General features: G+C 70.9%; 16 protein-coding genes. 5 read left to right on the forward strand and 11 right to left on the reverse strand.

Annotation, left to right across the window (positions count from 1 at the left end):
• Positions 1-17 precede the first annotated feature (17 nt).
• From LXT23_RS14940 to soxR, 8 genes are all read right to left on the reverse strand, one after another.
• Positions 18-1,229: an acetyl-CoA C-acetyltransferase gene (locus LXT23_RS14940; protein ID WP_253980837.1), complete on the reverse strand. Its 1,212-nt coding sequence runs from the start codon at positions 1,227-1,229 to the stop codon at positions 18-20.
• 32 nt (positions 1,230-1,261) lie between these two features.
• A complete protein-coding gene (locus LXT23_RS14945; RefSeq protein WP_253980838.1) occupies positions 1,262-2,410 on the reverse strand; it encodes an acyl-CoA dehydrogenase family protein in 1,149 nt (382 codons plus the stop codon).
• A 17-nt stretch (positions 2,411-2,427) separates the two neighbouring features.
• The gene (locus LXT23_RS14950; RefSeq protein WP_253980839.1) at positions 2,428-3,567 is read right to left on the reverse strand and encodes an acyl-CoA dehydrogenase family protein; all 1,140 of its coding nucleotides are present in this window, start codon (positions 3,565-3,567) and stop codon (positions 2,428-2,430) included.
• Between the two features lie 30 nt (positions 3,568-3,597).
• Positions 3,598-5,436, reverse strand: coding sequence for an AMP-dependent synthetase/ligase (locus tag LXT23_RS14955; protein WP_253980840.1), 1,839 nt, complete (start codon positions 5,434-5,436; stop codon positions 3,598-3,600).
• Positions 5,437-5,484: 48 nt separating this feature from the next.
• A complete protein-coding gene (locus LXT23_RS14960) occupies positions 5,485-6,312 on the reverse strand; it encodes an SDR family oxidoreductase (protein WP_253980841.1) in 828 nt (275 codons plus the stop codon).
• Positions 6,309-6,977, reverse strand: a complete 669-nt coding sequence (locus LXT23_RS14965) for a TetR/AcrR family transcriptional regulator (protein WP_253980842.1) — start codon at positions 6,975-6,977, stop codon at positions 6,309-6,311. The genes LXT23_RS14960 and LXT23_RS14965 overlap by 4 nt, the downstream gene beginning before the upstream one ends.
• Complete coding sequence (locus LXT23_RS14970; protein ID WP_253980843.1) at positions 6,974-7,816, reverse strand: enoyl-CoA hydratase-related protein; 843 nt, start codon at positions 7,814-7,816, stop codon at positions 6,974-6,976. The genes LXT23_RS14965 and LXT23_RS14970 overlap by 4 nt, the downstream gene beginning before the upstream one ends.
• A gap of 104 nt (positions 7,817-7,920) precedes the next feature.
• Complete coding sequence (soxR, locus tag LXT23_RS14975; RefSeq protein ID WP_253980844.1) at positions 7,921-8,361, reverse strand: redox-sensitive transcriptional activator SoxR; 441 nt, start codon at positions 8,359-8,361, stop codon at positions 7,921-7,923.
• A 159-nt stretch (positions 8,362-8,520) separates the two neighbouring features.
• Between soxR and LXT23_RS14980 the strand changes: the two genes are divergently transcribed.
• Together LXT23_RS14980 and LXT23_RS14985 are read left to right on the forward strand one after the other, a co-directional pair.
• Positions 8,521-9,492 carry a zinc-binding dehydrogenase gene (locus tag LXT23_RS14980; protein ID WP_253980845.1) on the forward strand — a complete coding sequence of 324 codons (972 nt, stop codon included), beginning with the start codon at positions 8,521-8,523 and terminating at the stop codon, positions 9,490-9,492.
• Positions 9,493-9,624: 132 nt separating this feature from the next.
• Positions 9,625-10,938, forward strand: a complete 1,314-nt coding sequence (locus LXT23_RS14985; RefSeq protein ID WP_253980846.1) for a glycosyltransferase — start codon at positions 9,625-9,627, stop codon at positions 10,936-10,938.
• 149 nt (positions 10,939-11,087) lie between these two features.
• Here LXT23_RS14985 and LXT23_RS14990 read toward each other — a convergent pair whose 3' ends face one another.
• Positions 11,088-11,675, reverse strand: coding sequence for a TetR/AcrR family transcriptional regulator (locus tag LXT23_RS14990; RefSeq protein ID WP_253980847.1), 588 nt, complete (start codon positions 11,673-11,675; stop codon positions 11,088-11,090).
• Positions 11,676-11,814: 139 nt separating this feature from the next.
• Between LXT23_RS14990 and LXT23_RS14995 the strand changes: the two genes are divergently transcribed.
• Complete coding sequence (locus tag LXT23_RS14995; protein ID WP_253980848.1) at positions 11,815-12,672, forward strand: SDR family NAD(P)-dependent oxidoreductase; 858 nt, start codon at positions 11,815-11,817, stop codon at positions 12,670-12,672.
• Between the two features lie 14 nt (positions 12,673-12,686).
• On the opposite strand, the gene LXT23_RS15000 is transcribed toward LXT23_RS14995, so the two are convergent.
• Positions 12,687-14,675 (reverse strand): ankyrin repeat domain-containing protein, encoded by a 1,989-nt coding sequence (locus LXT23_RS15000; protein WP_253980849.1) that lies wholly within the window; start codon positions 14,673-14,675, stop codon positions 12,687-12,689.
• A 149-nt stretch (positions 14,676-14,824) separates the two neighbouring features.
• Between LXT23_RS15000 and LXT23_RS15005 the strand changes: the two genes are divergently transcribed.
• Complete coding sequence (locus LXT23_RS15005; RefSeq protein ID WP_253980850.1) at positions 14,825-16,618, forward strand: serine hydrolase domain-containing protein; 1,794 nt, start codon at positions 14,825-14,827, stop codon at positions 16,616-16,618.
• 162 nt (positions 16,619-16,780) lie between these two features.
• Here the strand turns inward: LXT23_RS15005 and LXT23_RS15010 are convergent, their stop codons facing one another.
• Positions 16,781-18,103, reverse strand: a complete 1,323-nt coding sequence (locus tag LXT23_RS15010; protein ID WP_253980851.1) for a sigma 54-interacting transcriptional regulator — start codon at positions 18,101-18,103, stop codon at positions 16,781-16,783.
• 171 nt (positions 18,104-18,274) lie between these two features.
• Between LXT23_RS15010 and LXT23_RS15015 the strand changes: the two genes are divergently transcribed.
• Positions 18,275-21,850, forward strand: coding sequence for a DUF4781 domain-containing protein (locus LXT23_RS15015; protein WP_253980852.1), 3,576 nt, complete (start codon positions 18,275-18,277; stop codon positions 21,848-21,850).
• The last annotated feature ends 1 nt before the right edge of the window (position 21,851 follow it).

The raw sequence follows: 21,851 nt of genomic DNA on the forward strand, positions 1-21,851 counted from the left end.
ATGGAAGTGGGAGGGGCTCAGACGCGCTCGACGAGGGTGGCCACGCCCATGCCGCCGCCGACGCAGAGGGTGACGACCGCGCGGCGCGCCTTGCGGCGCTCCAGCTCGTCCACCACCGTGCCGAGAATCATCGCGCCGGTGGCCCCGAGCGGATGGCCCATGGCGATGGCGCCGCCGTTGACGTTGAGCTTCTCGTCCGGGATGCCGAGGTCCTTCTGGTACTTGAGGACCACGGAGGCAAAGGCCTCGTTGAGCTCGAACAGGTCGATGTCCCCGAGGGACAGGCCGGCAATGTCGAGCAGCTTCCGGGTGGCCGGAATCGGGCCGGTGAGCATGATGGTCGGGTCCGAGCCGGACGTGGCGACCGCGGCGATGCGCGCCCGCGGCGTGAGGCCGAGCGCCTTGCCAGCCTTCTCCGAGCCCACCAGCACGAGCGCCGCGCCGTCGACGATGCCGGAGGAGTTGCCCGGCGTGTGCACGTGGTGGATCTTCTCCACGAAGTGGTACTTCTGGAGCGCCACCGCGTCGAAGCCGCCCATCTCGCCCATGGCCGCGAAGGACGGGTTGAGCTGGCCGAGCGAGGCCACGGTGGAGTCCGGGCGCATCAGCTCGTCATGGGCGAGCACGGTGAGGCCGTTCTGGTCCGTCACCGGGACGACGGACTTCTTGAAGTAGCCGTCCGCCCAGGCCTTCGCCGCGAGCTGCTGTGAGCGGGCGGCGTAGCGGTCCACGTCCTCGCGGGTGAAGCCCTCCATGGTCGCGATGAGGTCCGCGGAGATGCCCTGGGGCACGAAGTAGGTGTCGTAGTTGGTGGCGGGGTCCAGGGCCCAGGCGCCGCCGTCCGAGCCCATGGGGACGCGCGACATGCTCTCCACGCCACCGGCGATGACGAGCTGCTCCCAGCCCGAGCGCACCTGCTGGGCGGCCATGTTGACCGCCGTCAGGCCCGAGGCACAGAAGCGGTTGAGCTGCACCCCGCCGGTGGTCTCCGGCAGGCCGGCCGCGAGCACCAGCGTCCGGGCGATGTCCGCGCCCTGGTCCCCCACCGGGGAGACCACGCCGAGCACCACGTCGTCGATGAGCTTCGGGTCCAGGCTCGGGTTGCGCTGCTTGAGCGCATCCACCAGGCCGACGAGCAGCGAGACGGGCTTGGTGCCGTGCAGCGCGCCCTTCTTGCCCTTGCCACGAGGGGTGCGAACGGCGTCGAAGATGAAAGCTTCTTGGCTCACCAGGAGCCTCCTTGGGAGATGGTGGAAGGGGTCTACAGGGAACGGGCGACGAGCTCTTTCATGACCTCGTTCGCGCCAGCGAGAATCCGCAGGACGCGGGTATCGGCGAACAGGTGCGCAATGGGGTACTCCTTCATGTACCCATAGCCTCCAAAAAGCTGCAGGCAACGGTCCGCCACGATGCAGGCCTGGTCCGTCACCCAGTACTTCGCCATGGCCGCCGTGGTCACGTCCAGCCTGCCTGCCAGGTGGGAGGAGATGCAGTCGTCGATGAAGGTGCGACAGACCCGCCTGAGCGTCGCACACTCCGCCAGCTCGAAGCGCGTGTTCTGCAGAGCGAAAAGGGGCTTGCCGAAGACGTGGCGCTGCTTGGTGTACTCGACGGTGACGTCCACGGCGCGCTCGAGGCTCGCCATGGCGATGAGCGCCGTGCTCAGCCGCTCCTGGGGCAGCTGCTGCATCAGCTGGACGAAGCCACGGCCCTCCTCGCCTCCGAGCAGGTTGACGGCGGGAAGCTTCAGGTCGTCGAAGAACAGCTCGGTCGTGTCCTGGCCCTTGCCCCCCAGCTTGTCGAGGATGCGGCCCCGCTGGAAGCCCGGAGTGGTGTCGGACACCTCGGCACACAGCAGCGAGATTCCGGCGTGGCCCTTCACGTCGCTCGTACGCGCCGCGATGATGAGGAAGTCACAGACGTGGCCGTTGGAGATGAACGTCTTCGACCCGCTCACCCGGTAGAAGTCGCCATCACGCACCGCGCGGGTGGAGATGGCCTGGAGGTCCGAGCCCGTCCCGGGCTCCGTCATCGCGATGGCGCCCACCCACTCCCCGCTGGCGAGCCGGGGCAGCCACTTCTGCTTCTGGGCCTCGGACGCGTAGGCGAGGAGGTAGTGCGCGACGATGGTGCAGTGCACCGCGAAGCCCATGGAGGGGTCCCCGGCGCGAATCTGCTCCTCGATGAGCACCGCCTCGTGCGCGAAGGTGCCGCCACCGCCGCCATAGGCCTCCGGGATGGACATGCACAGCAGCCCGAGCTCGCCCGCCCGCCGGTAGAGCGCCTTGTCCGGATACCCCTGGGCCACGTGCTTCGGCACGTTGGGGAGGACTTCCTTCGAGAAGTAGCTGGCCGCGAGCCCGCGCACCTGCTCGAGCTCGTCCGAGCTCCATGAGGAACGTGCCGTCATGTCTGTCTCTTTCCGGCCTAGAGGCCGAACGTCTTGCCGATGATGTCGCGCTGGATTTCGCTGGTCCCGCCATAGACGGTGGAAATCACCGTGGCGCGCAGGTGGGACTCCATGTCGTATTCGGTGGCGTAGCCGTAGCCGCCCATCATCTGCATGCCCTCGAGCGCCACGCGCTTGGCCGTCTCGGTGGCCTTCAGCTTCGCCATCGACGCCTCGCGGGGGAGAATCTTGTCGGGGGCCGCGTCCGCCATCTCCGCCACGCGGTAGAGGAGCAGCTCGCAGCAGTCGAGCTCGGTGGCGAGGTCGGCGATGCGGTGCTTGAGGGCCTGGAACGAGCCCACGGGCCGGCCGAACTGCTTGCGCTCCTTCACGTACGCGAGGGCGTCGTCGAACGCGCGCCGGCCACGGCCGAGCATGGACGCGGCGAGGATGAGCCGCTCGCTGTTGAGCCCCGACATGAGCTGGGGCCAGGCCTGGTCCATGGCGCCGACGACGGCGCTCTCGGGGAGGAAGCAGTCGGTGAAGTAGACGTCATTGACCTCCTTGCCCCCCATGGTGGGGATGCCCCGAAGCTCCATTCCCGGCGTGCCCGCGGGGACGCAGAACATGGTGAGGCCCTCGTGCCGCGAGCCCGAGGACTGGGTGCGCGCCACGAGCAGCAGGTGGTCCGCGAAGTGCGCGTTCGAGCACCACGTCTTCTGCCCGTTGATGACGAAGCCCCCGGAGACGCGGCTGGCGCGGCAGGTGAGCGCGGCGACGTCCGAGCCAGCGCCGGGCTCGGAGATGGAGATGGCCTCCACCCTCCCCCGGACGATGCCGCCGAGGACCTTCTCGCGCTGGGCCTCGGTCCCGAACTTCGCGTAGGGCCCGGCGGCGACCGCCGTGGTGACGTAGCCCCCCACCGGGGCGAGCCCGTACGAGGTCCGCTCGGCGAAGAGACAGATGTCCGACATGCCCCCGCCCGAGCCGCCGTACTTCGGGGAGATTCCCACCCCGAGCCAGCCCAACTCGGCCATCTGGGCGTAGAGGGCGGGGCTGTGGGCCTCGGCGCCGTGCCCGGTCAGGGCGTCGCGCTGGGCGCGTGTCCCCGTCTTCGCACGGCAAAAGGCGTCGATGGCGTCGGCGAACGACGCCTGCTCCGGTGTTCTCACATGCATGGGGTCTTCGGGGGTTGCGGCGGGTGGAGGTCAGGCGTCCGCGTAGAACGTGGCGATGCGCGCGGCGTAGTGCTGGAGGATGACGCGGCGCTTGAGCTTGAGGGTGAGCGTGATTTCGCCCGTCGCGGGTGACCACGCCTCGGGCACCACGTCGAAGCACTTGATCTGCTCCGCCCGGGAGAGCCGGGAGTTGGTCGCGGCCACGAGCGACTCCAGCTCGGCGCGCACTCGCGGGTCGCTCGCGAGGTCGGCGAGCGACGCGGCCGCGAGGCCGTGCGCCTTCGCCCAGAGCGGCGCGACGTCCGGGTCCAGCGAGACGAGCGCCGTCACGTAGGGCTGGCGGTCGCCAATCGCCATCGCCTGGCCGACGAGCGGGTGCGCCCGCAGCATGTTCTCGATGCGCGACGGGGCGATGTTCTTCCCGCTCGAGGTGATGATGAGCTCCTTCTTGCGGTCGGTGATGGAGAGGAACCCCTCGGCGTCGAGCGTGCCGATGTCGCCGGTGGCCATCCACCCGTCGGCGTCGGCGGGGCTGACAATCTGGCCGTCCTCGGAGAGGTAGCCGAGGAACACCACGGGCCCCCGGACGAAGATTTCGCCGTCCTCCGCCAGCCGGAGCTCCACCCCGGGAATGGGCCGGCCCACGGAGCCGAGCCGGAAGTCGTCGGGCGTGTTGATGGTGGCGCAGCCGGTGGTCTCACTCATGCCCCAGACCTCGAGCACCTCGATGCCGAAGCCGCCGAGGTACTCGAGGACCTCCACGGGAATGGGCGCCGAGCCGCTGCTCGCCCACCTCATCGCGTCCAGGCCGAGCGTCTGCCGCAGGGGTGCGAGGACCCGGGCCTCCACGTCAAAGACCTTCCGCGCGAGCTCCTCGGGCACGGCCCGTCCCGAGCCCTTCAGCCGGAAGGCCTCCAGCGCGGTGGCATGGGCGGCGAGGAGGGGCTCGCGCCGGGCGGGCTCGAGCGCGTCCAGCCTGGCCTTGAGACCGCCAGCGAGCTTCTCCCAGAGGCGCGGCACGCCGAAGAACGCGGGGGGACGCACCCGGGCCAGCAGCGGCACCACGCCCGTCGGGTCCGTGCAGACATGCACGTGCAGCGCCTTGTAGAGCGAGCGGTAGAGCCCCAGCTCCCGCTCGCCGATGTGGGCCAGCGGGAGGTAGGCGATGGAGGGAACGCGCATCGGGACGGGCGCGGCGAGGTCCACCGCGATGGCCTCGTAGAAGGCGTTGCGGTGGCTCAGCACCACGCCCTTGGGCTCGCCGGTGGTGCCAGAGGTGTACATCATCGCGATGGGGTCCTCCGGCCGGATGGCCTTCCAGCCGGCCTCGAAGACACCGGGCTCCGCCTGGTGCAGCCGGCGTCCTTCGGCCTCCACGTCCGCGTAGGAGATGAAGCGCGAATCCCCGCGCGGGAGGGCCCCTGGCTCCACGACGATGACCCGCCGGAGCGCCGGGAGCGACTCGAACACCGGCCGCCACCGCGACAGCTCGTCCGCGCCCTCCAGCACCACCACCGTGGCCCCGCTGTGCCGCGCGACGTAGCCAATCTGCTCGGTGCTCAGCGTCTGGTAGGCGGTACAGGGAATGGCCCCGAGGTGGGCCGCGGCATAGTCGATGACCCAGTGCTCGGGACGGCTGGCCATCATGATCATCATCCGCTCGCCCCGCTTCAGCCCGAGCATGCCGAGCCCCCGGCACAGCGCGGCGGTCTGCTCGCGGAGCTGAGCCCAGGTGAGCGTCCTGTCCCCTACGGTGAGGGCGGGAGCGTCCGCGTATTCTTCCGCGTTGCGCTTGAGGAGCAGCGGCAGCGTGAGCGACTCCGCCTGGGAGCGACATTGCGCTTCCAGGCCTGCGAGCGACGAACCCATGGGCACCTCTTCCGGTTCAGGGGACAGGGTGTGCGGCGGTGTTCCTCTTCAGGGGTCGACGTAGAGGTCGAGCAGGACGTCCGGGCCGCCCCCGTAGCGGGTGAAGTCGGTGACGCCTTCGGCGCGCAGGACGTCCTCGTCGATGAAGGTCTGGCCGGTGCAGTCGCGCGGCCGGCGCTGGAGGATGGCCACGGCCGCGTCCGCCATGATGTCCGGCGCGCGGGCGCGCTCCATCGATGAGTCCCCGCCGAGCAGGTTCTTCACGGCGGCGGTGGCGATGAGCGTCTTCGGCCAGAGCGCGTTCGCGGCGATGCCTTCCTCCGCGAACTCCGCCGCCCAGCCGAGCGTGAGCAGCGTCATTCCATACTTGGCGAGCGTGTAGGCCGGGTGCCGGCCCAGCCAGTGCGGCGCCAGGTTGATGGGCGGCGACAGCGACAGGATGTGCGCGTGGGAGGAGCGCCGCAGGTGGGGCAGCGCGGTGCGCGTCAGCAGGAACGTGCCCCGCAGCTGAATCTGCTGCATCAGGTCGAAGCGCTTGAGGGGTAATTCGTCCGTCTTCAGCGGAGCGAGCGCGCTGGCGTTGTTGACGCAGAAGTCGATGCCGCCGAAGCGCGCCACCGTCTCATCCACGGCCCGCTGTACGTCTGCCTCCTCGCGCACGTCGCCGACCACCGCGAGCGCGCGGCCACCCGCGGCTTCAATCTCGGCCGCGGCGGTGTGCACCGTCCCGGGCAACCTCGGGTCCGGCGTGTCCGTCTTGGCCAGGAGCGCGACGTTGGCGCCCAGCCGCCCCGCGGCGACGCCAATCGCCAGCCCGATGCCTCGGCTGCCTCCGGACATCAGCAGCGTGCGCCCCGCGAGCGGCCTTGCGCTCATGTGTCGTCCCTTCCCTTCCTGGTGCCGGACTTTGGCGCCTGCTCCTCGCCCGGCTGTGAGAGGTGGGGGAACACGTCGCGGACGATGGTGATGAGCGCCTCGCTCAGGAGCAGGTGCGCGTCCTCGCGGGAGAGCGTTCCGCCGCGAATCCACTCGCGGATGGTCGCCTTCACCAGCCCGGCGTAGGAGCGCATCATGGCCCGGTGCCGCGCGTCGCTGCCGACCTCCACCTTGAGGCCCAGGAACGCGAGCGTCTTCGAGGCGGCCACGTCGTCCGCCTCCGCGATGATGCGCTCGACGTCCGGGTCCGCGCCGATGCCTCCCGCGCTGGTGACGGCCACGTACGTCTTTCCGTGGGTCGCCACCGTGTCGAGGTACCACTCGACGCTGCGCTCGACCCGTTGTCGCAGGGTTCCGGTCATGGGCACGCTCTCTTCCAGGCCGGGCATGAGCAGCATCCGCTTGACGACCTTCAGGTACAGGTCGCGCTTCTGCCCGAAGTAGTGGTTGAGCAGTCCACGGGCGACACCCGCTTCGCGGGCGATGTCCGTGGTGGAGACGTCCGCGTACGGGCGCTCACCGAACAGCCGCATGGCGCACTCGAGGATCTGCTCCCGGCGCGTGTCCGGCTCCAGCCGCTTCCAGCGTGGGGCGGCCTGGCTCATGACTCGAGCTCCCGCCACGGCAGGAAGGACGGGATGTCTTTCGACACCGTCCGGGGGAACTTCGCGGGCCGCTTCTGCAGGAAGGACATCACGCCTTCCATGGCGTCCTCGCTCTGCCCCAGGCTCGCGATGAGCTGGCTGTCGAGCTCGAAGGCGGGCTCGGGCGACGGCAGCGCGCTCATCCGGTAGAGGGCCTGGCGGATGACGGCCACGGACACCGGCGCGGTGTGCTCCACCAGCTCGCGGGCGAGCGCATGGGCGGCATCGAGCAGCGCCTCGGGCTCATGGAGGGAGTTGACCAGCCCCGCGGCGAGCGCCTCCTCCGCGGGAATCAACCGGCCGCTCACCATCCAGTCGAGCGCGCGCCCCATGCCCACGAGGCGCGGCAAGAACCAGCTGGAGCCGGCCTCCGGGTAGATGCCCCGCCGGCTGAAGACGAAGCCGAAGCGGCTGCCCTTCGCCGCGAGGCGGAAGTCCGCGGGGAGAATCATGGTGGAGCCCACGCCCACCGCGGCGCCCTGGACGGCGGCGATGACGGGCTTGTTCAGCGCGAACATCCGGCGCGTCACCCGTGTCGCCGGCTCCACCCAGCTGGCCCCTTGGGGCGGGAGGTCCGCCACCTCGATGGAGCGGCCGCTCAGGTCCGCCCCCACGCAGAAGTCCCTGCCCGCCCCGGTGAGCAGCACCACGCGCACGTCCTCGTTCGCGTCGGCCTCACCGAGCGCGGCGCTGAGCTCGTCCGCCATGGTGATGGTGAAGCCGTTGCGCGCCTCGGGGCGGTGCAGCTCCAGCGTGGCGACCCGGTCCGCGACCGACGACCGGATGTGTTGGTAGCTCATGGAGGGGGCCTCTGTCCTGCGATGGCTGTGAATATGGGAGCTTGTTGGCACAGTGTCAACAGCGTGAGTCATTGAGTTTCTGCCTGTCCTTTCGACATGTTGCGTCATCCCTGCTCCATCCAGTAGCGCGGTCCGGGGCCCAGGCGCGCGGCCCTGTCATTGGGGTTGGCGAGCCGGCAGCGCTCCATGGAGAGGCAGCCGCAGCCGATGCACGAGGTGAGGCCCTTCTTCAGGCGCTCCAGCTCGGCGATGCGCGCGTCGATTCGCTCCGACCACGTCCGCGACAGCCGGGCCCAGTCCTGCTCGGTGGGGACGCGGTTCTCCGGCAGGCGCGCCAGCTCCGTGTGGATTTCCTGGAGGCTCAGGCCCACGCGCTGGGCGAAGACGATGAAGGCCACCCGTCGGATGACCGACCGCGCATACCGGCGGTGCCCGGCCGGAGTCCGCAGCGAGCGCAGCAGCCCCTGCTCCTCGTAGAAGCGCAGCGCGGAGGCGGCCACCCCGGTGCGCCGTGACAGCTCACCAATCGTCAGCGGCTCGAACATGCGGGGAAGGTGAACAGGCCCCGCCCCGGACTTCAACCCTGCTTGAAGCCCGGTGTCCTCCTGTCGGAGCCGATGAATCCCTTGACCTCAAGTGCACTTGAAGCCTTACCCATTGACGCCTCTTACGAAGGCCCATGGCCTGGTGACAGGGAGGCAGACATGCGTGTGGCACAGGTGACGCGGTTCGGAGGACCGGAGGTGCTGGTGACGGGCGAGGCACCGGAGCCCGTGGCGGGGCCGGGCCAGGTGGTGGTGGACGTGGCCGCCGCGTCCGTCCTGTTCGTGGAGACGCAGGTCCGGAGCGGCTGGGGGAGACAGTGGTTCCCGGTGCAGCCTCCGTACGTGCCGGGAAACGGCGTGGCCGGGCACGTGCGCTCCGTGGGCGCGGGCGTGGACCCGGGCTGGGTGGGCCGGCGCGTCGTCACCCGGACCTTGGAGAACGGTGGCTATGCCGAGCGGGCTCTGGCCTCGGTGGAGGAGCTGATTCCGGTGCCGGACGGGCTGGGCCTGCGCGAGGCGGCGGCGCTCATCCATGACGGCACCACGGTGATGGGGCTGGCCGAGTCCCAGCGCCTGCGCGCCGGAGAGTGGGTGCTCATCACCGCGGCGGGCGGCGGCCTTGGACTGATGCTCGTGCAGGTGGCTCGCGCGGCGGGTGCTCGCGTCATCGGCGCCGCGCGTGGCAAGGCGAAGCTGGGCCTGGTCCGCGAGCAGGGCGCCGAGGTCGTGGTGGACTACTCCGAGCCGGGATGGGTCGAGCGGGTGCGAGAGGTGACCGGAGGCAAGGGACCCGACCTCGTGCTCGACGGAGCTGGCGGTGAGGTGGGCCGGGCCGCGTTCGAGGTGACGGCGCGCGGCGGCCGGTTCTCGGCGCACGGTGCGCCCAGCGGCGGCTTCACGCGGACTTCCCCGGAGGAGGCGGAGCGGCGGGGCGTGACGGTGCGAGGCATCGAGCAGGTGCGCTTCGGCCCCGCGGAGGCGAAGCGGATGGCGGAGCGGGCCATCGCCGAGGCGGCGGCGGGCCGGCTCCGGCCCATCATCGGGCAGTCCTTCCCGCTGGAGCAGGCCGCCGCCGCGCACGCCGCGCTGGAGGGCCGGCACACCGTGGGCAAGACGCTGCTGGAGCCCTGAGTCCAGGGCCACCCGCGCAGGGAGGGAGGTTGACCTGACAGCGGGCCCGGCTCCGTATCCAATAGGAGCGGCGCCCGCCTCGTCCTCCGGTCGGACGAGCCCACCCGGTCGCTGCCGGTATCCTGCCCGCCCATGGCCCGCTTCCTCCTCGCCACCATCCCCCTCACCGGTCATTTCAATCCTGGAGCACCCATTGCGCGCAGGCTCGTCGAGCGCGGGCACGAGGTGCGCTGGTACACCGGCAGCCTCTTCCGCTCCAAGGTGGAGGCCACCGGGGCGCGCTATGTGCCCATGCGGGCCACGAAGGACTTCCATGACACCACCATCGGCGAGGTGTTCCCCGAGCGCGCGGGCCTGAGCGACTTCGCGAAGCTGAAGTTCGACCTCACGCGCTTCTTCATCGACTCGGCGCCCGGACAGCTCGCGGACCTGGAGGCCGAGCTGCGGGACTTCCCGGCGGATGTCGTCGTCTGCGACACGGGCTTCCTCGGTGCGTCCCTCCTCCAGGAGCGGCGCGGGCTGCCGTGGGCCGCCTTCGGCATCACCGCGATGACCGTGGCCAGCGCGGACACCGCGCCCTTCGGCCTGGGGATGAGGCCGGGCAGCTCGCCGCTGATGCGGCTGCGTAACCGCGCGCTCGCCTGGGGCGTGAGCCACATCGTGTTCCGGGACGTCAATGCGCACTACAACCGCATGCGCGCCGGGCTCGGCCTGCCCTCCTCGAACAAGCCCATCTTCGACGTCCCCGTGTCTCCCTTCCTCTACCTCCAGGGCACGGTGCCGTCCTTCGAGTACCCGCGCAGTGATTTGCCTCCGCAGGTCCACTTCATCGGCCCGTTCCTGCCGGAGTCCCCGGCCGGGTGGACACCGCCGTCATGGTGGAGCGAGGTGATGGAGTCGCGGCGCCCCGTGGTCCATGTCACGCAGGGGACCCTGGCGACGGAGGCGCCCGACCTTATCCTCGCCACGCTCCGGGGGCTCGCGGACGAGGACGTCTGGGTGATTGCCGCCACGGGAGGCCAGCCGCTGGAGTGGCTGGGCGCGGGCCCCTTCCCCGCCAATGCGCGGCTGGAGCGATTCATCCCCTACGCTCACCTGATGCCGCACGTCTCGGTGATGGTGACCAATGGCGGCTATGGCGGCGTCCAGTGCGCGCTGGCGCAGGGCGTCCCCCTGGTGTGTGCGGGCACCTCGGAGGAGAAGCCCGAGATTGGCAACCGCGTCACCTGGGCGGGCGTGGGCGTGAACCTCAAGACGAAGACGCCGACGCCCGAGCAGGTGCGGCGCGCGGTGCGGACCCTGCTCGACACGTCGGGCTTCCGCCAAAACGCCCAGCGGCTCCAGGCGGAGATTGCCACACACGATGCGCCCACCCGCGCCGCAGAGTTGCTGGAGCAGCTTGCCCAGACGCGAGCGCCGGTGCTCTTGACCCGCTCGGGCGGCTGATTCGCGACGCAGATGCGTCCTGAATGCGCCAGCAACGGGTCGAGCCCCGGGCGGAATGAACGTTCCTTCCAGGCTCCGCGGCGGCCCGGGCCGAGTCCTCGATGAGTTGCAAGACCCTGGTGCGGCTCGAATGAGGCGCCTGCTTCCACTCACTTCAGCGCGGGCCGCAGACCATCCAGCAGGATGGTCAGGTAGCGCTCGGCGGAGCCCCGTGAGTCGGCGCCGATGCTCACCGCGTGGGCGACGCCGCACATCAGCCGCCGGACATCGTCAGGGCCCACCTCCGGCCGCACGACGCCCGAGCGGTGGGCCCGGGCCAGCAGGCGCCGGGTCGCCGCGCCGAGTTCTACCTTCAGCTTTGACGTCAGCGGGCTGGCGTCCTGGGGCGCGTTGAGGACCTCCGCGAGCCCCACGTCCGCCAGCATCAGGTCCAGCAGCGCATGCAGGAAACGCTGGATGCCCTGGCGCGCGTTGTCCGCCTCCTCCGCCTCGCGCGCAGTGTCGAGCAGCGCCTGGAGGTGCTCGCGCACCAGCGCCTCCAGCAGGTCCTGTCGTGTGGGGAAGTGGCGGTACACCGTGCCCACGCCCACGCCCGCCTCGCGCGCAATCAAGTTCATCTGCAGCGAGGAGTCACCGTTCGCGAGCTGCTCGCGCGCCACGACCAGCACGCGCTCCCGGTTGCGCGCGGCATCGGCCCGCAGCGGCCCCTCTTCCGGTGGTGCCTCCCGTTTCTTCATGACGACAGTCTAACAAACCGGATGCCCCATCCGATTGGATTGCGCATCCATTTCGCCGCCTTTATTACCGGCCCAAGTGGATAACTCATCCGCTTCATCGGCCGGGGCGCCCTCGCTGGCGCCCACGGAGGGCATTGCCATGGAAACGCAGGGGCAGGATCGGACGGCGCTCATCACTGGGGCCAGCTCCGGCATCGGGCTCGAGCTGACGCGCAGGATGCTCTCGGAGGGCTGGCAGGTCGTCGCGCTCAACCGCTCGGAGTTCCCCCAGGACGACCCGCTCCTCCGGGACAGCCTGGGCACGGGGCGGCTGCGCGTCTACCGGGCGGACCTCTCCGACTTCGACAGCCTGAGGGCCGCGGTGGCGCAGATAAAGGCCCGGGAGGCGAAGCTCGACGTGCTGTTCAACAACGCGGGCGGCAGCTTCCCGGAGCTCACCTTCTCCAAGCAGGGGCGCGAGCTGCACTACGAGGTCCAGACGGTGGTGCCCTACATCCTCTTCATGGAGCTCAAGGAGCTGCTGCGCAAAGGCAGCTTGAGGACGGTCATCAACACCTCCACCAACGCCTTCGACTTCATCAGGCGGTTCGACGCAGACACGCTGGAGCGGCCTCCCACCTTCAAGAAGCTCCTGGGCCCCTACGCCGCCACCAAGCTGGCGATGGCGCTTTGGACGCGCGAGGTCGCGCCCCTGGCCGCCGCCGACGGAATCACCCTCCGCAGCGTGGACCCCGGCGGCAACAACACGCTGCGGGGCCCGAAGACGTCGGGGCTCCCCTTCTACGCGGTCATCCTCATGAAGCTGTTCATGCCCCACCCGAGCCGGGGCGCCTCGCTGCTGTACGAAGGGGCCCTGGGCACACGAGAGAAGGGGTCCGGGGTCTACCTCCGGAATGGCGTGGCGCGGGAGCTCCGGTTCCGCGAGCAGGGAGCAAAGGTATTGGACCGTGTGCGCGCCATCCACGAGCGGGAGTTCGTGAGGCCCGCCCGAGCCTGAGCGACCTGCCGCGCTCAGGCCAGCACGGACCTGCCCTTGCGCAGCAGGTTGAAGAGCTTGTACCTGTCGAGCCCTTCGGAGGAGAAGGCAGCACGGGCGAAGACCTTCTTCAGCGCGGCGTCCGACTCGTCGAACTCCTCGCGCTCGAAGTGGTGACGGGCCTTCACGCGGGCCACCACGTTGTGGTCGTCCTCGATGACCACGTCCGCCTTCAGCGTCCCCCCCACCAGGAGCGAGTGGTCGTTGTAGTGGCCCCACACGACCTGGGCCACCAGGTCCTCGCCCACCACCACCTCTCCGCTCGTGTCCAACCCGGTGGCGCGCAACGAGCCGCCCACCACCAGGAGCCCTTCCGGGCCCGCGTTGCGCAGCACACCTTCCACCGTCAGGTTCCCCGTCACGAGCAGCGGGCCGGAGAGGTTCACGTCCTTCTTCACCGTGAGGTCGCCTCGCACGAAGCGGGGCGCCTTGGAGAAGGACGGAGTCTTCTGCTCGGGTGGCAGGACGGCACGGGCGAGCTCCACCACCGCCATGGCCGTCCACGCCGGCACGCCCTGGAGCGCCGTCGCGGCCTGGTCCCAGGAGGTCGCACCTCCCAGCGCGAGGCTCTTGAGGACGCGCTCCACGTCCTCCACGTCCTCGTCCTCGTAGTACCAGGCCTTGAGCAGCGCCTTCTTCCGGCGCGCCAGCTCATCCAGGACGGACTGCACGTCCAGACCTCCGGCACCGCCGGAGGGAGCCTTCGCCCCCATGAGCTCGGCGAGGTGCGGGTTGTTGTGGTCCAGCGCTTCCTGCACGGGAGTCCGCCGGTTCGCATCCTTGCGGTTGGCATCCGCTCCCGCCTGGAGCAGGACCTCGATGACCGGCCCGCGCTCATGGAAGCGCGCGTGCACGTGCAGCGGCGTCCAGCCCTTCCCCGCGTTGGGGTCGGCGCCGGCGTCGAGGAGCGCCCGGGCCACCTCCGGCTGTCGTGCCAGGAAGAGCGCCGTCCGGCCATTGTTGTCGAACGCATCCACCGGCACCCCTCCCCGGGCGAGCACGGGGACGCAGGACACGGCCCCATACTCGGCGGCGGCGTGCAGGGCCGTGGCCTTGCCTTCGGCGGTGACCCCTGGGGAGAGTCCCAGGCGGAGCAGCTCCTTCACCAGCGCCGCGTCGTCCACCATCGTGGCCAGGTGGAGAGCGCCTTGCTTCCCGCTGTCTCGCGCCTCCAGGTTCGCCCCCAGCGCACGCAGGGCCAGCACCCGGCCCACCCGCCCCGCATCGCGGAAACCGGGGCCGTAGTCGCCGGTCCTGGCATCCAGCCCCGCCGCGAGGAGGAGCCCCTCATCCAGCGCCTTGCCCTTCTGTCCCTTGGGACGGACCGCGGGCTTCTTCCTGCGCAGCCACGCGACGAAGCCCTCGTCGGAGAACGCTCCCTCCAGGCCCTGGAAGTTGAGCGGGTCGTCGTCGCCCTCCGCGTCGAAGGCCCGCAGCTCCGGCGCCGCCTCGACCCGGGCGAGCAGCTCCTGGTACCCCTGCTTGCCTCGGGCCAGCAGTCGCCAGGCCTCGAGTCCCCGCAGAGCACGGGCGTGGTCCACGAGCTCCCGCAGGCCATGGGCCTCCTCCAGCGCGGACTCCACCGCGTCGAGCGAGGCCGGCGCAGGCCGGCCCTTCACCACCTCTTCCGCCCACTGACTCAAGGCCAGGGAGCGGGCCCGCTGGGCATCACTCAGCTTTCCGCCGGGCTTCGTGCCCCGGGTCAGCTCGAGGATGCGGTCACGAATCCGCCAGTGCTCCGCCTTGAGCTCGCGCTCCCAGCGCAGGGGGTCCACCCGCCTCGACGGGTCCAGCGACCAGTTGAGGGCGTGCAGCGCCCGGAGGTGGTCCGGCTCCGCCGCCAGCACCTGACGCAGGAGCGGAATGGCCTCATCGAAGTCGAGCGACGACTCGTCGAGCAGCCGGTCCACCTTCTTCATCAGCGCGGCGACATTCACCTTCTTCGGAGCCTGGGTGCGGGGCATGCGCGGCACGCTGCCACAGCGCGCGGCCGCGCGGGTCGGAAAGAAGGGCCCGGAGCCGCTTCCCCGGGTTGCACATGCAATCGCGCTCCGCGCGGTGCGTAGGGCTTCCGCGGCAACCACCCTGCACTGCTCCCTCGAGGATATCCGCCATGCTCGCTCAAGCCCGCGCCCGACTGGGGCTCCCACTGCTATTGGTGTCACTCGCGCAGGGGGTGGGCGTGGCCCAGCCCGCGGCTCTCCCGGGCCCGGACTCCGCGAAGCAGCTCGTTGGCACCTGGGGCGGGGAGCGTGTCTTCGGTCCCGAGGTGCAAGGTGAGCTCACGCTCTTGCGAGAGCGCGGTACGTGGCTCCTTCGAGTGGGCGGCTTCGAGGCCCAGGGCAAGGAAGAAAAGAAGATGCTCTCCGTCAGCCTCCCCGGAGGCCAGGGCGAGCTGCGTGGCGCGCTGACGCCGGACGGCAAGCGCTTCCTGGGGCACTGGATTCAGCCCGCCGTTGTCGTGGGCGGCGTCCGCTACGCCACGCCCGTCGAGCTGCGCGCCCTCCAGAAGGACGCCTGGCGAGGCACCGTGAAGCCGATGGAGGACCGCTTCACCCTGTACCTCCTCGTCCAGGAAGCGGCCGATGGCACCGTCCAAGCCGTCATCCGCAACCCGGAGAAGAACTTCCTGAGGCAGGCCTCGTTCACGGTCGCGATGACGGGGGACACCGTCCGGCTCGAGCCGCGTGGCGGCGGCGGCCCGCGCTTCCAGGGCACCTACGACGCGAAGACGGGGAGGCTGGCCCTGCCCTTCATGTTCCTGGGCACGTTCGACCTCACCCGACGGGAGCGAGACCAGGCCGTGAGCCTCTACCCGCGCACTCCGGCACCGGGCCCGTACACCTACCGCAAGCCCGTCGCGGAGGAGGATGGCTGGGCCACCGCGTCGCTCTCGGACGTGGGCATGGAGGCGGGCCCCATCCAGGAGCTGGTGCAGCGCATCCTCGACGCCCCACCGGCGGACCCGGCCGCGCCCCTCATCCACGGGCTGCTCATCGCCCGCCACGGGAAGCTCGTCGTCGAGGAGTACTTCCACGGCTACGACAAGGAGCGCCCGCACGACCTCCGCTCCGCCGCGAAGACCTTCGCGCCCGCGCTCGTGGGCATCGCCAGTGAGCAGGGCGCACGCGTGCGGCCGGAGACGCCCGTGTACCCGCTGTTCCCCGAACACAAGGACTCCGGCGCGCCCGACCCGAGGAAGGCCCGCCTGACGGTGGAGCACCTGATGACGATGACGTCGGGGCTCGCATGCGACGACGACAACTCCGAGTCCCCGGGCAACGAGAACACGCTCCAGGAGCAGGAGTCCGACTGGTACACATACACGCTGAACCTTCCGATGGAGCGCGAGCCGGGCGCGGAGCAGGCCGTGTACTGCTCGGCGGGCATGAACCTGCTCGGCGGCGTGCTGCGCAACACGACGGGCACGTGGCTGCCGGACCTCTTCGCGCGCTCACTGGCGGCGCCGCTCCAGATGCGCGGCTACCACCTCAACCTCACGCCCTCGGGCGAGGCGTACCTGGGCGGCGGCTTCCACCTGCGCCCGCGGGACGCACTGAAGCTGGGACAGCTCTACCTGGCGGGCGGCGTGTGGAACGGGCGGCGCGTCGTCAGCAAGCGCTGGGTGGAGCGCTCCACCGCGCGCCACTCCGTCATGAGCCCCGAGCGGACCTACGGCTATGCCTGGTGGCGACACGAGCTGAAAGTCGGAGACCGCGTCTATGCGGAGTACGAGGCCGGCGGAAACGGCGGGCAGTACATCATGGTCGTCCCGGAGCTCGACCTCACCGTGATGTTCACCGGAGGCAACTACAGTCAATTCGCAGTATGGAAGAAGTTCCGGGAGGAGCTGCTGCCGCGCTACATCCTCGCCGCCGCACGGAGCCAGGCGGCTCAGCGAGATTGACTTGCCGTAGGCCGTGGTGCCGCCAGGCATGACCGGGGCAAGCCCACCCTCTCGCTACCGGGCCCGTCAGGCACCTTGACGTCGATGGACCTGTACGGGGACCTCCGGACACGGTGAGCAGACACACCCTCGGCCATGAGTGGGCTCCCGGCCCCGCGGGGACTACCCGAGCCCGTGCCGGTTGATGAGGCGGTGCAGGTACGCCCTGTCGATGCCGGCGGCGCGAGCCGCGGCCGAGACGTTGTTGCCGTGGCGCTCGAGCAGCGCGCACACGTAGTCCCGCTCGAAGGCCTGGAGGAGCCGCTCGCGCGCTTCCTTGAAGGGCGCGTCGCTGGCGAGCGTCGCGGCAGGGGCCGGCGCCGGGGCCTCCGGGCCGGAGGGAAGCGGGACGAGCGCCGCCGGTACGCCCAGCCGGACCACGCGCTCCACGACGCGCAGCAGCTCCCTCACGTTGCCGGGCCAGTCATGGGCCACGAGCAACGCCCGCGTGCCCGGGGACACCAGCGCGGGTGACTCCCCCAGCCGCGTGAGCGCCTCGTCGATGAGCGGCGAGATGTCCTCTCGCCGCTCACGCAGCGGCGGCAGCCGGAGCCGCACCCCCGCGAGCCGCTGGTAGAGGTCCTGCCGGAAGCGCCCCTCCGCCACCTCGACGGCCAGGTCCTTCTGGCTGGAGGCCACCACGCGCACCTCTCCGGTGCGGTAGGCGTCCTCGCCCAGCCGCTTGAACTGGCGGCGCTCCAGGAAGCGCAGCAGGCGGGGCTGGACGTCCAGTGGCAGCTCGCCCACCTCGTCGAGGAACAGCGTTCCTCCCTGTGCCCGCGCACACGCGCCGGTGCGCTCGGGCGTGCCGCTGCCCAGCGCTCCCGGAAGCTGACCGAACAGCTCCGCCTCGAGCAGCGCCGGGGACGTCCCCGCCAGGTCGCAGACGACGAAGGGGGCCGCCGCCCGGGGACTGGCCTGGTGCAGCGACTCCGCACACAGCTCCTTCCCCGTCCCCGTCTCGCCTTCGAGCAGCACGTCCGACGTGTCGCGGGCCAGCCGCTCCAGCACCGCGAAGAGCTGGCGCATGACGAGGCTGCGCCCCGACAGGAATCCCCACCGCGTCACGGCCGCGGCCGCCAGTGGCGCATCGGCCCCGCTGGCGGGTGCAAGCAGCAGCTCGCTGCGGCCGATGCGCACCACCGCGCCGGGCCGCAGCTCCAGTGACTGGAAGCGCAGCCCCTCGCAGAAGCTGCCATTGCTCGAATCGTTGTCGGTGACACGCACCCCCTGCGCCAGCACCTCCACCAGCAGGTGCGTCCGCGACACGGCGGAGTCCGCGAGCCGCAGCTCGTTTCCCGCTTCCTTGCCGACCCGGTAGGTGCCTCGCTCCAGCGGCAGCTCGAGCCCCGCGCTCGGGCCCGCCACCACCACCAGCCGGAGCCGCTGAGCAGGTGCGGGCGCCGGAGTCAGCAGGTCGGTGATGGGCGGGGGCGGCGATGACACGGCGGTGAAGCTACCACGGCCCCTCCCGAGCCCACCTGTGGACTGGGAGTCACACCCCGCGGGCCTCACCTGTGGACTCGCCGTCTCATCGGACTGTCGCCCGATGCCGGGCCTGAATCCGGCCATGACACCTTGCGCCACGATGAATCACGACGAGGGGGCTTCGACATCATGGTGACCAACGAGGTGAAGGGAAGTCAGCCGGCGCAGGCCAGCAGCGGCGGCAACGACGCATTGGGGGATGCGGCGGAGGCAGCACGCAAGGCAGCCGAGGCCGCGGCGGAAGCGGCGCGCAAGGCAGCAGAAGCCGCTGCCGCGGCGGCGAAGGCCAGCGACGCGAAGACGGCGCAGGAGCTGGAGGCACGGGCCCGGAAGCTGGCGGAGTCCGCCGAGGCGGCGGCGCGCAAGGCCAGCGCCGCGGTGGAGAAAATGACGGGCCTGCTCGACAAGCAGGCGAAGATGGGCGTCAAGGCGACCCCCACCCAGGCCAACCTGCTGGCGAAGGCGAAGCAGTCGCTCGGCAACGCGAAGGCCTCCGCGGCCAGCGCGCGGGGCTCGGCCACCACCGCCACCGCCACCGTGGCCGCATCGCTCGCGCGGGCGGACCGCTTCGAGCGGGTGAAGACGCAGGCGGCCCCCACCACCTCCGCACCCGCCGCCACGGAGCGGCTGACCGCCACCCGGGAGCAGCGCTTCGAGCGCCTCGACGCGCTGGACGCCCGCGCCACCGCTCAGCGGCTGGAGCGTGTGGAGGCCGCGGACGTCGCCGCCCTGGTGCTCGCCAACAAGGTGCTGCCCCCGGACGACCAGAGCATGGTGCTCACGCGCCGCCCGCCCGCCGAGCTCGGCGCGGCCTGGGCGAAGTCCATGAAGGGGCTCGTGGGCCCCGGCAAGCCCGAGGCGCTGGACGCGTACCTGGCCACCAACCAGCACACGCTCGACTCGCTGGCGCGCTCCGTGTCGAGCGGCGTGCGCGCCACCGCCAGCACCCTCCCCTCCACGCCGGAGGGAGGCCTCTGGTCCGAGCAGCTCTACCGTCCCGCGATGACGGCACTGAAGGCGGACCACCCTGACGCCACCTTCGCGCTGGTGGCCGCGCGAAACCCCACGGGCAACTCGAGGGACCCGGAGACGGACGTCGTCATCGCCATGACGCACAAGGGACGCGACGGCCGGCCCACCACCGAGTACTTCTCCCTGGATGCCTCGGGCCTGCGGGACAGGGACATCGCCCTGCTGTCCCGCGTCCGCGCCGCCGTCTCCGACCCGGCCCTGCCGGAGCTGGGCCGGAGCTACCAGGCCGCGGCGCGCACCCTGGATTCGGAAGGGGCCTTCCCCGGCGGCGTCGAGTCCAGCGACTCCGCCAGTGACACCTTCGACCGCGCGGCGGACGCCAGCGGCCAGAGCGCCTTCGACCCCGTGCTGCGCATGACTCCCGCGGAGCAGGTGGCCGTCCTGCGCCAGCTCGGCCGGGACGGCAGGACGACGGACAGCGTCCTCTACGGCGGGCTGCTGCGGCGCGTGGAGGTGAAGCCCGAGGACGTCATCGTCGCCACCGGGGCGGACCACCTGGCCACCGGCGCGCCCGTTCCCGGCGCGCTGCGCTCGCGCGTCAACGTGTCCGGCGCGCCCGGGCTGAACAAGACGTACAACTTCATCGACAAGCACGCGGACGTGGCGCTCGCGCCCCTCTTCACGCGCTACACGGAGCTCCGGGGCGACACGCCCAGGCCCCTGTCGGGCGACACGCTCACCGACACCCTGGCCTACGCCCTCCAGCAGAAGCCGTGCGCGCCTCCCGACGCGAAGACGCTGGACAAGCTCTCGAAGATGCCGCTGGTGGGCGGCTTCCGCTCGCTCATCGACGTGGACAAGTGGCCCCGCTACGACACGAAGGCCCAGTCCATCATCAAGCCCGTGCAGAACCGGCTGGAGGCGCTGGGCGGCCCGGAGCCCCGGGTGACGGTGGTGCCCATCGTCTACAACGCGCCCGAGCAGGGCATGGTGCAGCTGTCGCTCTTCCGCGTGGAGGGCCAGGACGGCAAGGAGTACTTCGTGGACAACACGGGCTCCTACTACCAGGGCATCGAGGACTGGAAGGCGAACAACAAGCTGCCACCCGGGCGGGTGACGTATCCGGCCGGGGGCCACCTCCAGGCGCCGGGAGAGAAGCCCCGCCTCGTCACGGAGAACACCCACGCCGTGGTCGATACGACGGGAGAGAAGGTCGTCTCCTTCCTCGACGACGCGGCGCTGGTGGGCGGCGTCGTCCTCACGGGCATGGCGGTCTTCGGCACCGGCGGCGCCGCCGCGCCCGTCGCGGGCGTGGTCATCGGCGCGTATGGCGCGGGACGCTCCGGCGAGAAGCTCTACACGCGCGCCACGCACGGCGACTCCGTCAACCCGCTCACCTCCTCGGAGGCCCGCGCCGACTGGCTCAACGTCATCGGCGGCATGGCCGGCGTGGGCGGCGTGCTGGCGCGTCCGCTGGGCGCTTCCGGCAAGGTGGCCGGAGCCTTCGGGGCCGTGGGAGACGCGGCGAGCGCCGCCACTGCCGCCGACGCGGGCTACCAGCTCGCCTTCAAGTGGGACTCCCTGCCGCCCGAGCAGCGCCTGGCCCACTCCCAGACGCTCCTCTTCTGGGGCATGACGACGGCCTCGAAGCCCGCCGCGGCGAAGGCCGCCGCTCCGGCGAACGCCACCGCCGCCCCGGCCTCCACCGACCCGGTCTCCACCGACCCCGCTGACGTCCAGGCGCTCACCCTGGAGTCCTCGAAGCCCTTCGGCTCCTTCCAGCAGCTGTCCGGCGTGCGGCTCGAGTCGAACCCCGTGGTGGGAGGCGCCGACGTGTCCGCCCAGGCGTCGCTGCCCGCGCTGGGCCACACCTCCGACGTCATCGCCGGACAGGTGGCGCGCTCGCTGGGCGCGCAGTACGCGGAGTTCCTCGCGCCGGCCGCCAACGGCAGGGGTGTGGACCTCTCGCTGGGCGAGGGCAACACCTTCACCAACATCGACCTCCGCATCGCGGACATCGTCGCGGGCTCGGCGGGGCGCTTCCGGCTGGACTTCGCGGCGGCCCCGGACGCGGCGGCCTCCCCGCTCCCCGTCAGCCACGTGGAGACCGCGCCCTACGTGAACGGCGCTATCTACAACTCCAGCAACAACTTCCTCGGCACCCACGGCGACTTCCAGAACTCGAACGTCACCGTGGGCGACATCACCGTGGGCAACCAGGTGGCCGCCTCGGTGAACTGGAAGCCCCCGGAGCGCGGGGCGACGTCCTCCCGTGCCCCTGTCACGGGGTATGAGCCGGTGCTGCCGGATGACGCGGTGGTCCGCACGGACATCTCCGCCGTGTTCGGCCATGGCAACCGCTTCGACGGAAGCGACACCACCGTCGGCAACGTCATCGCGGGCAACCGGGTGAGTGTCGCGCTGGACTGGACGGGGCAGGCCACCCCCGAGGTCCACGAGGCCTTCTCCCTGCTGGTGGACGCGGCCGCCGCGCACGTGCACGCGCCGTCAGCCAACGGCGCCAATCCGCTGCGGCTGGAGCTGGGACGGGCCAACAGCTTCGAGCAGAGTCGCCTCTCCCTGGGAGACGTGGTGACGGGCAACACGCTCGACCTGCACATCGCCCTGCCCGCCTCCGCCACCGCGTCCGAGGTCGCCCACGCCCTGGATGGGGTGACGCTGGGGCTGATGCGCATCTTCCAGGAGCGTCCGCGCGGCGCCGGCTCGCCGTAGA

Source organism: Pyxidicoccus xibeiensis (assembly GCF_024198175.1).
Classification (GTDB): domain Bacteria; phylum Myxococcota; class Myxococcia; order Myxococcales; family Myxococcaceae; genus Myxococcus; species Myxococcus xibeiensis.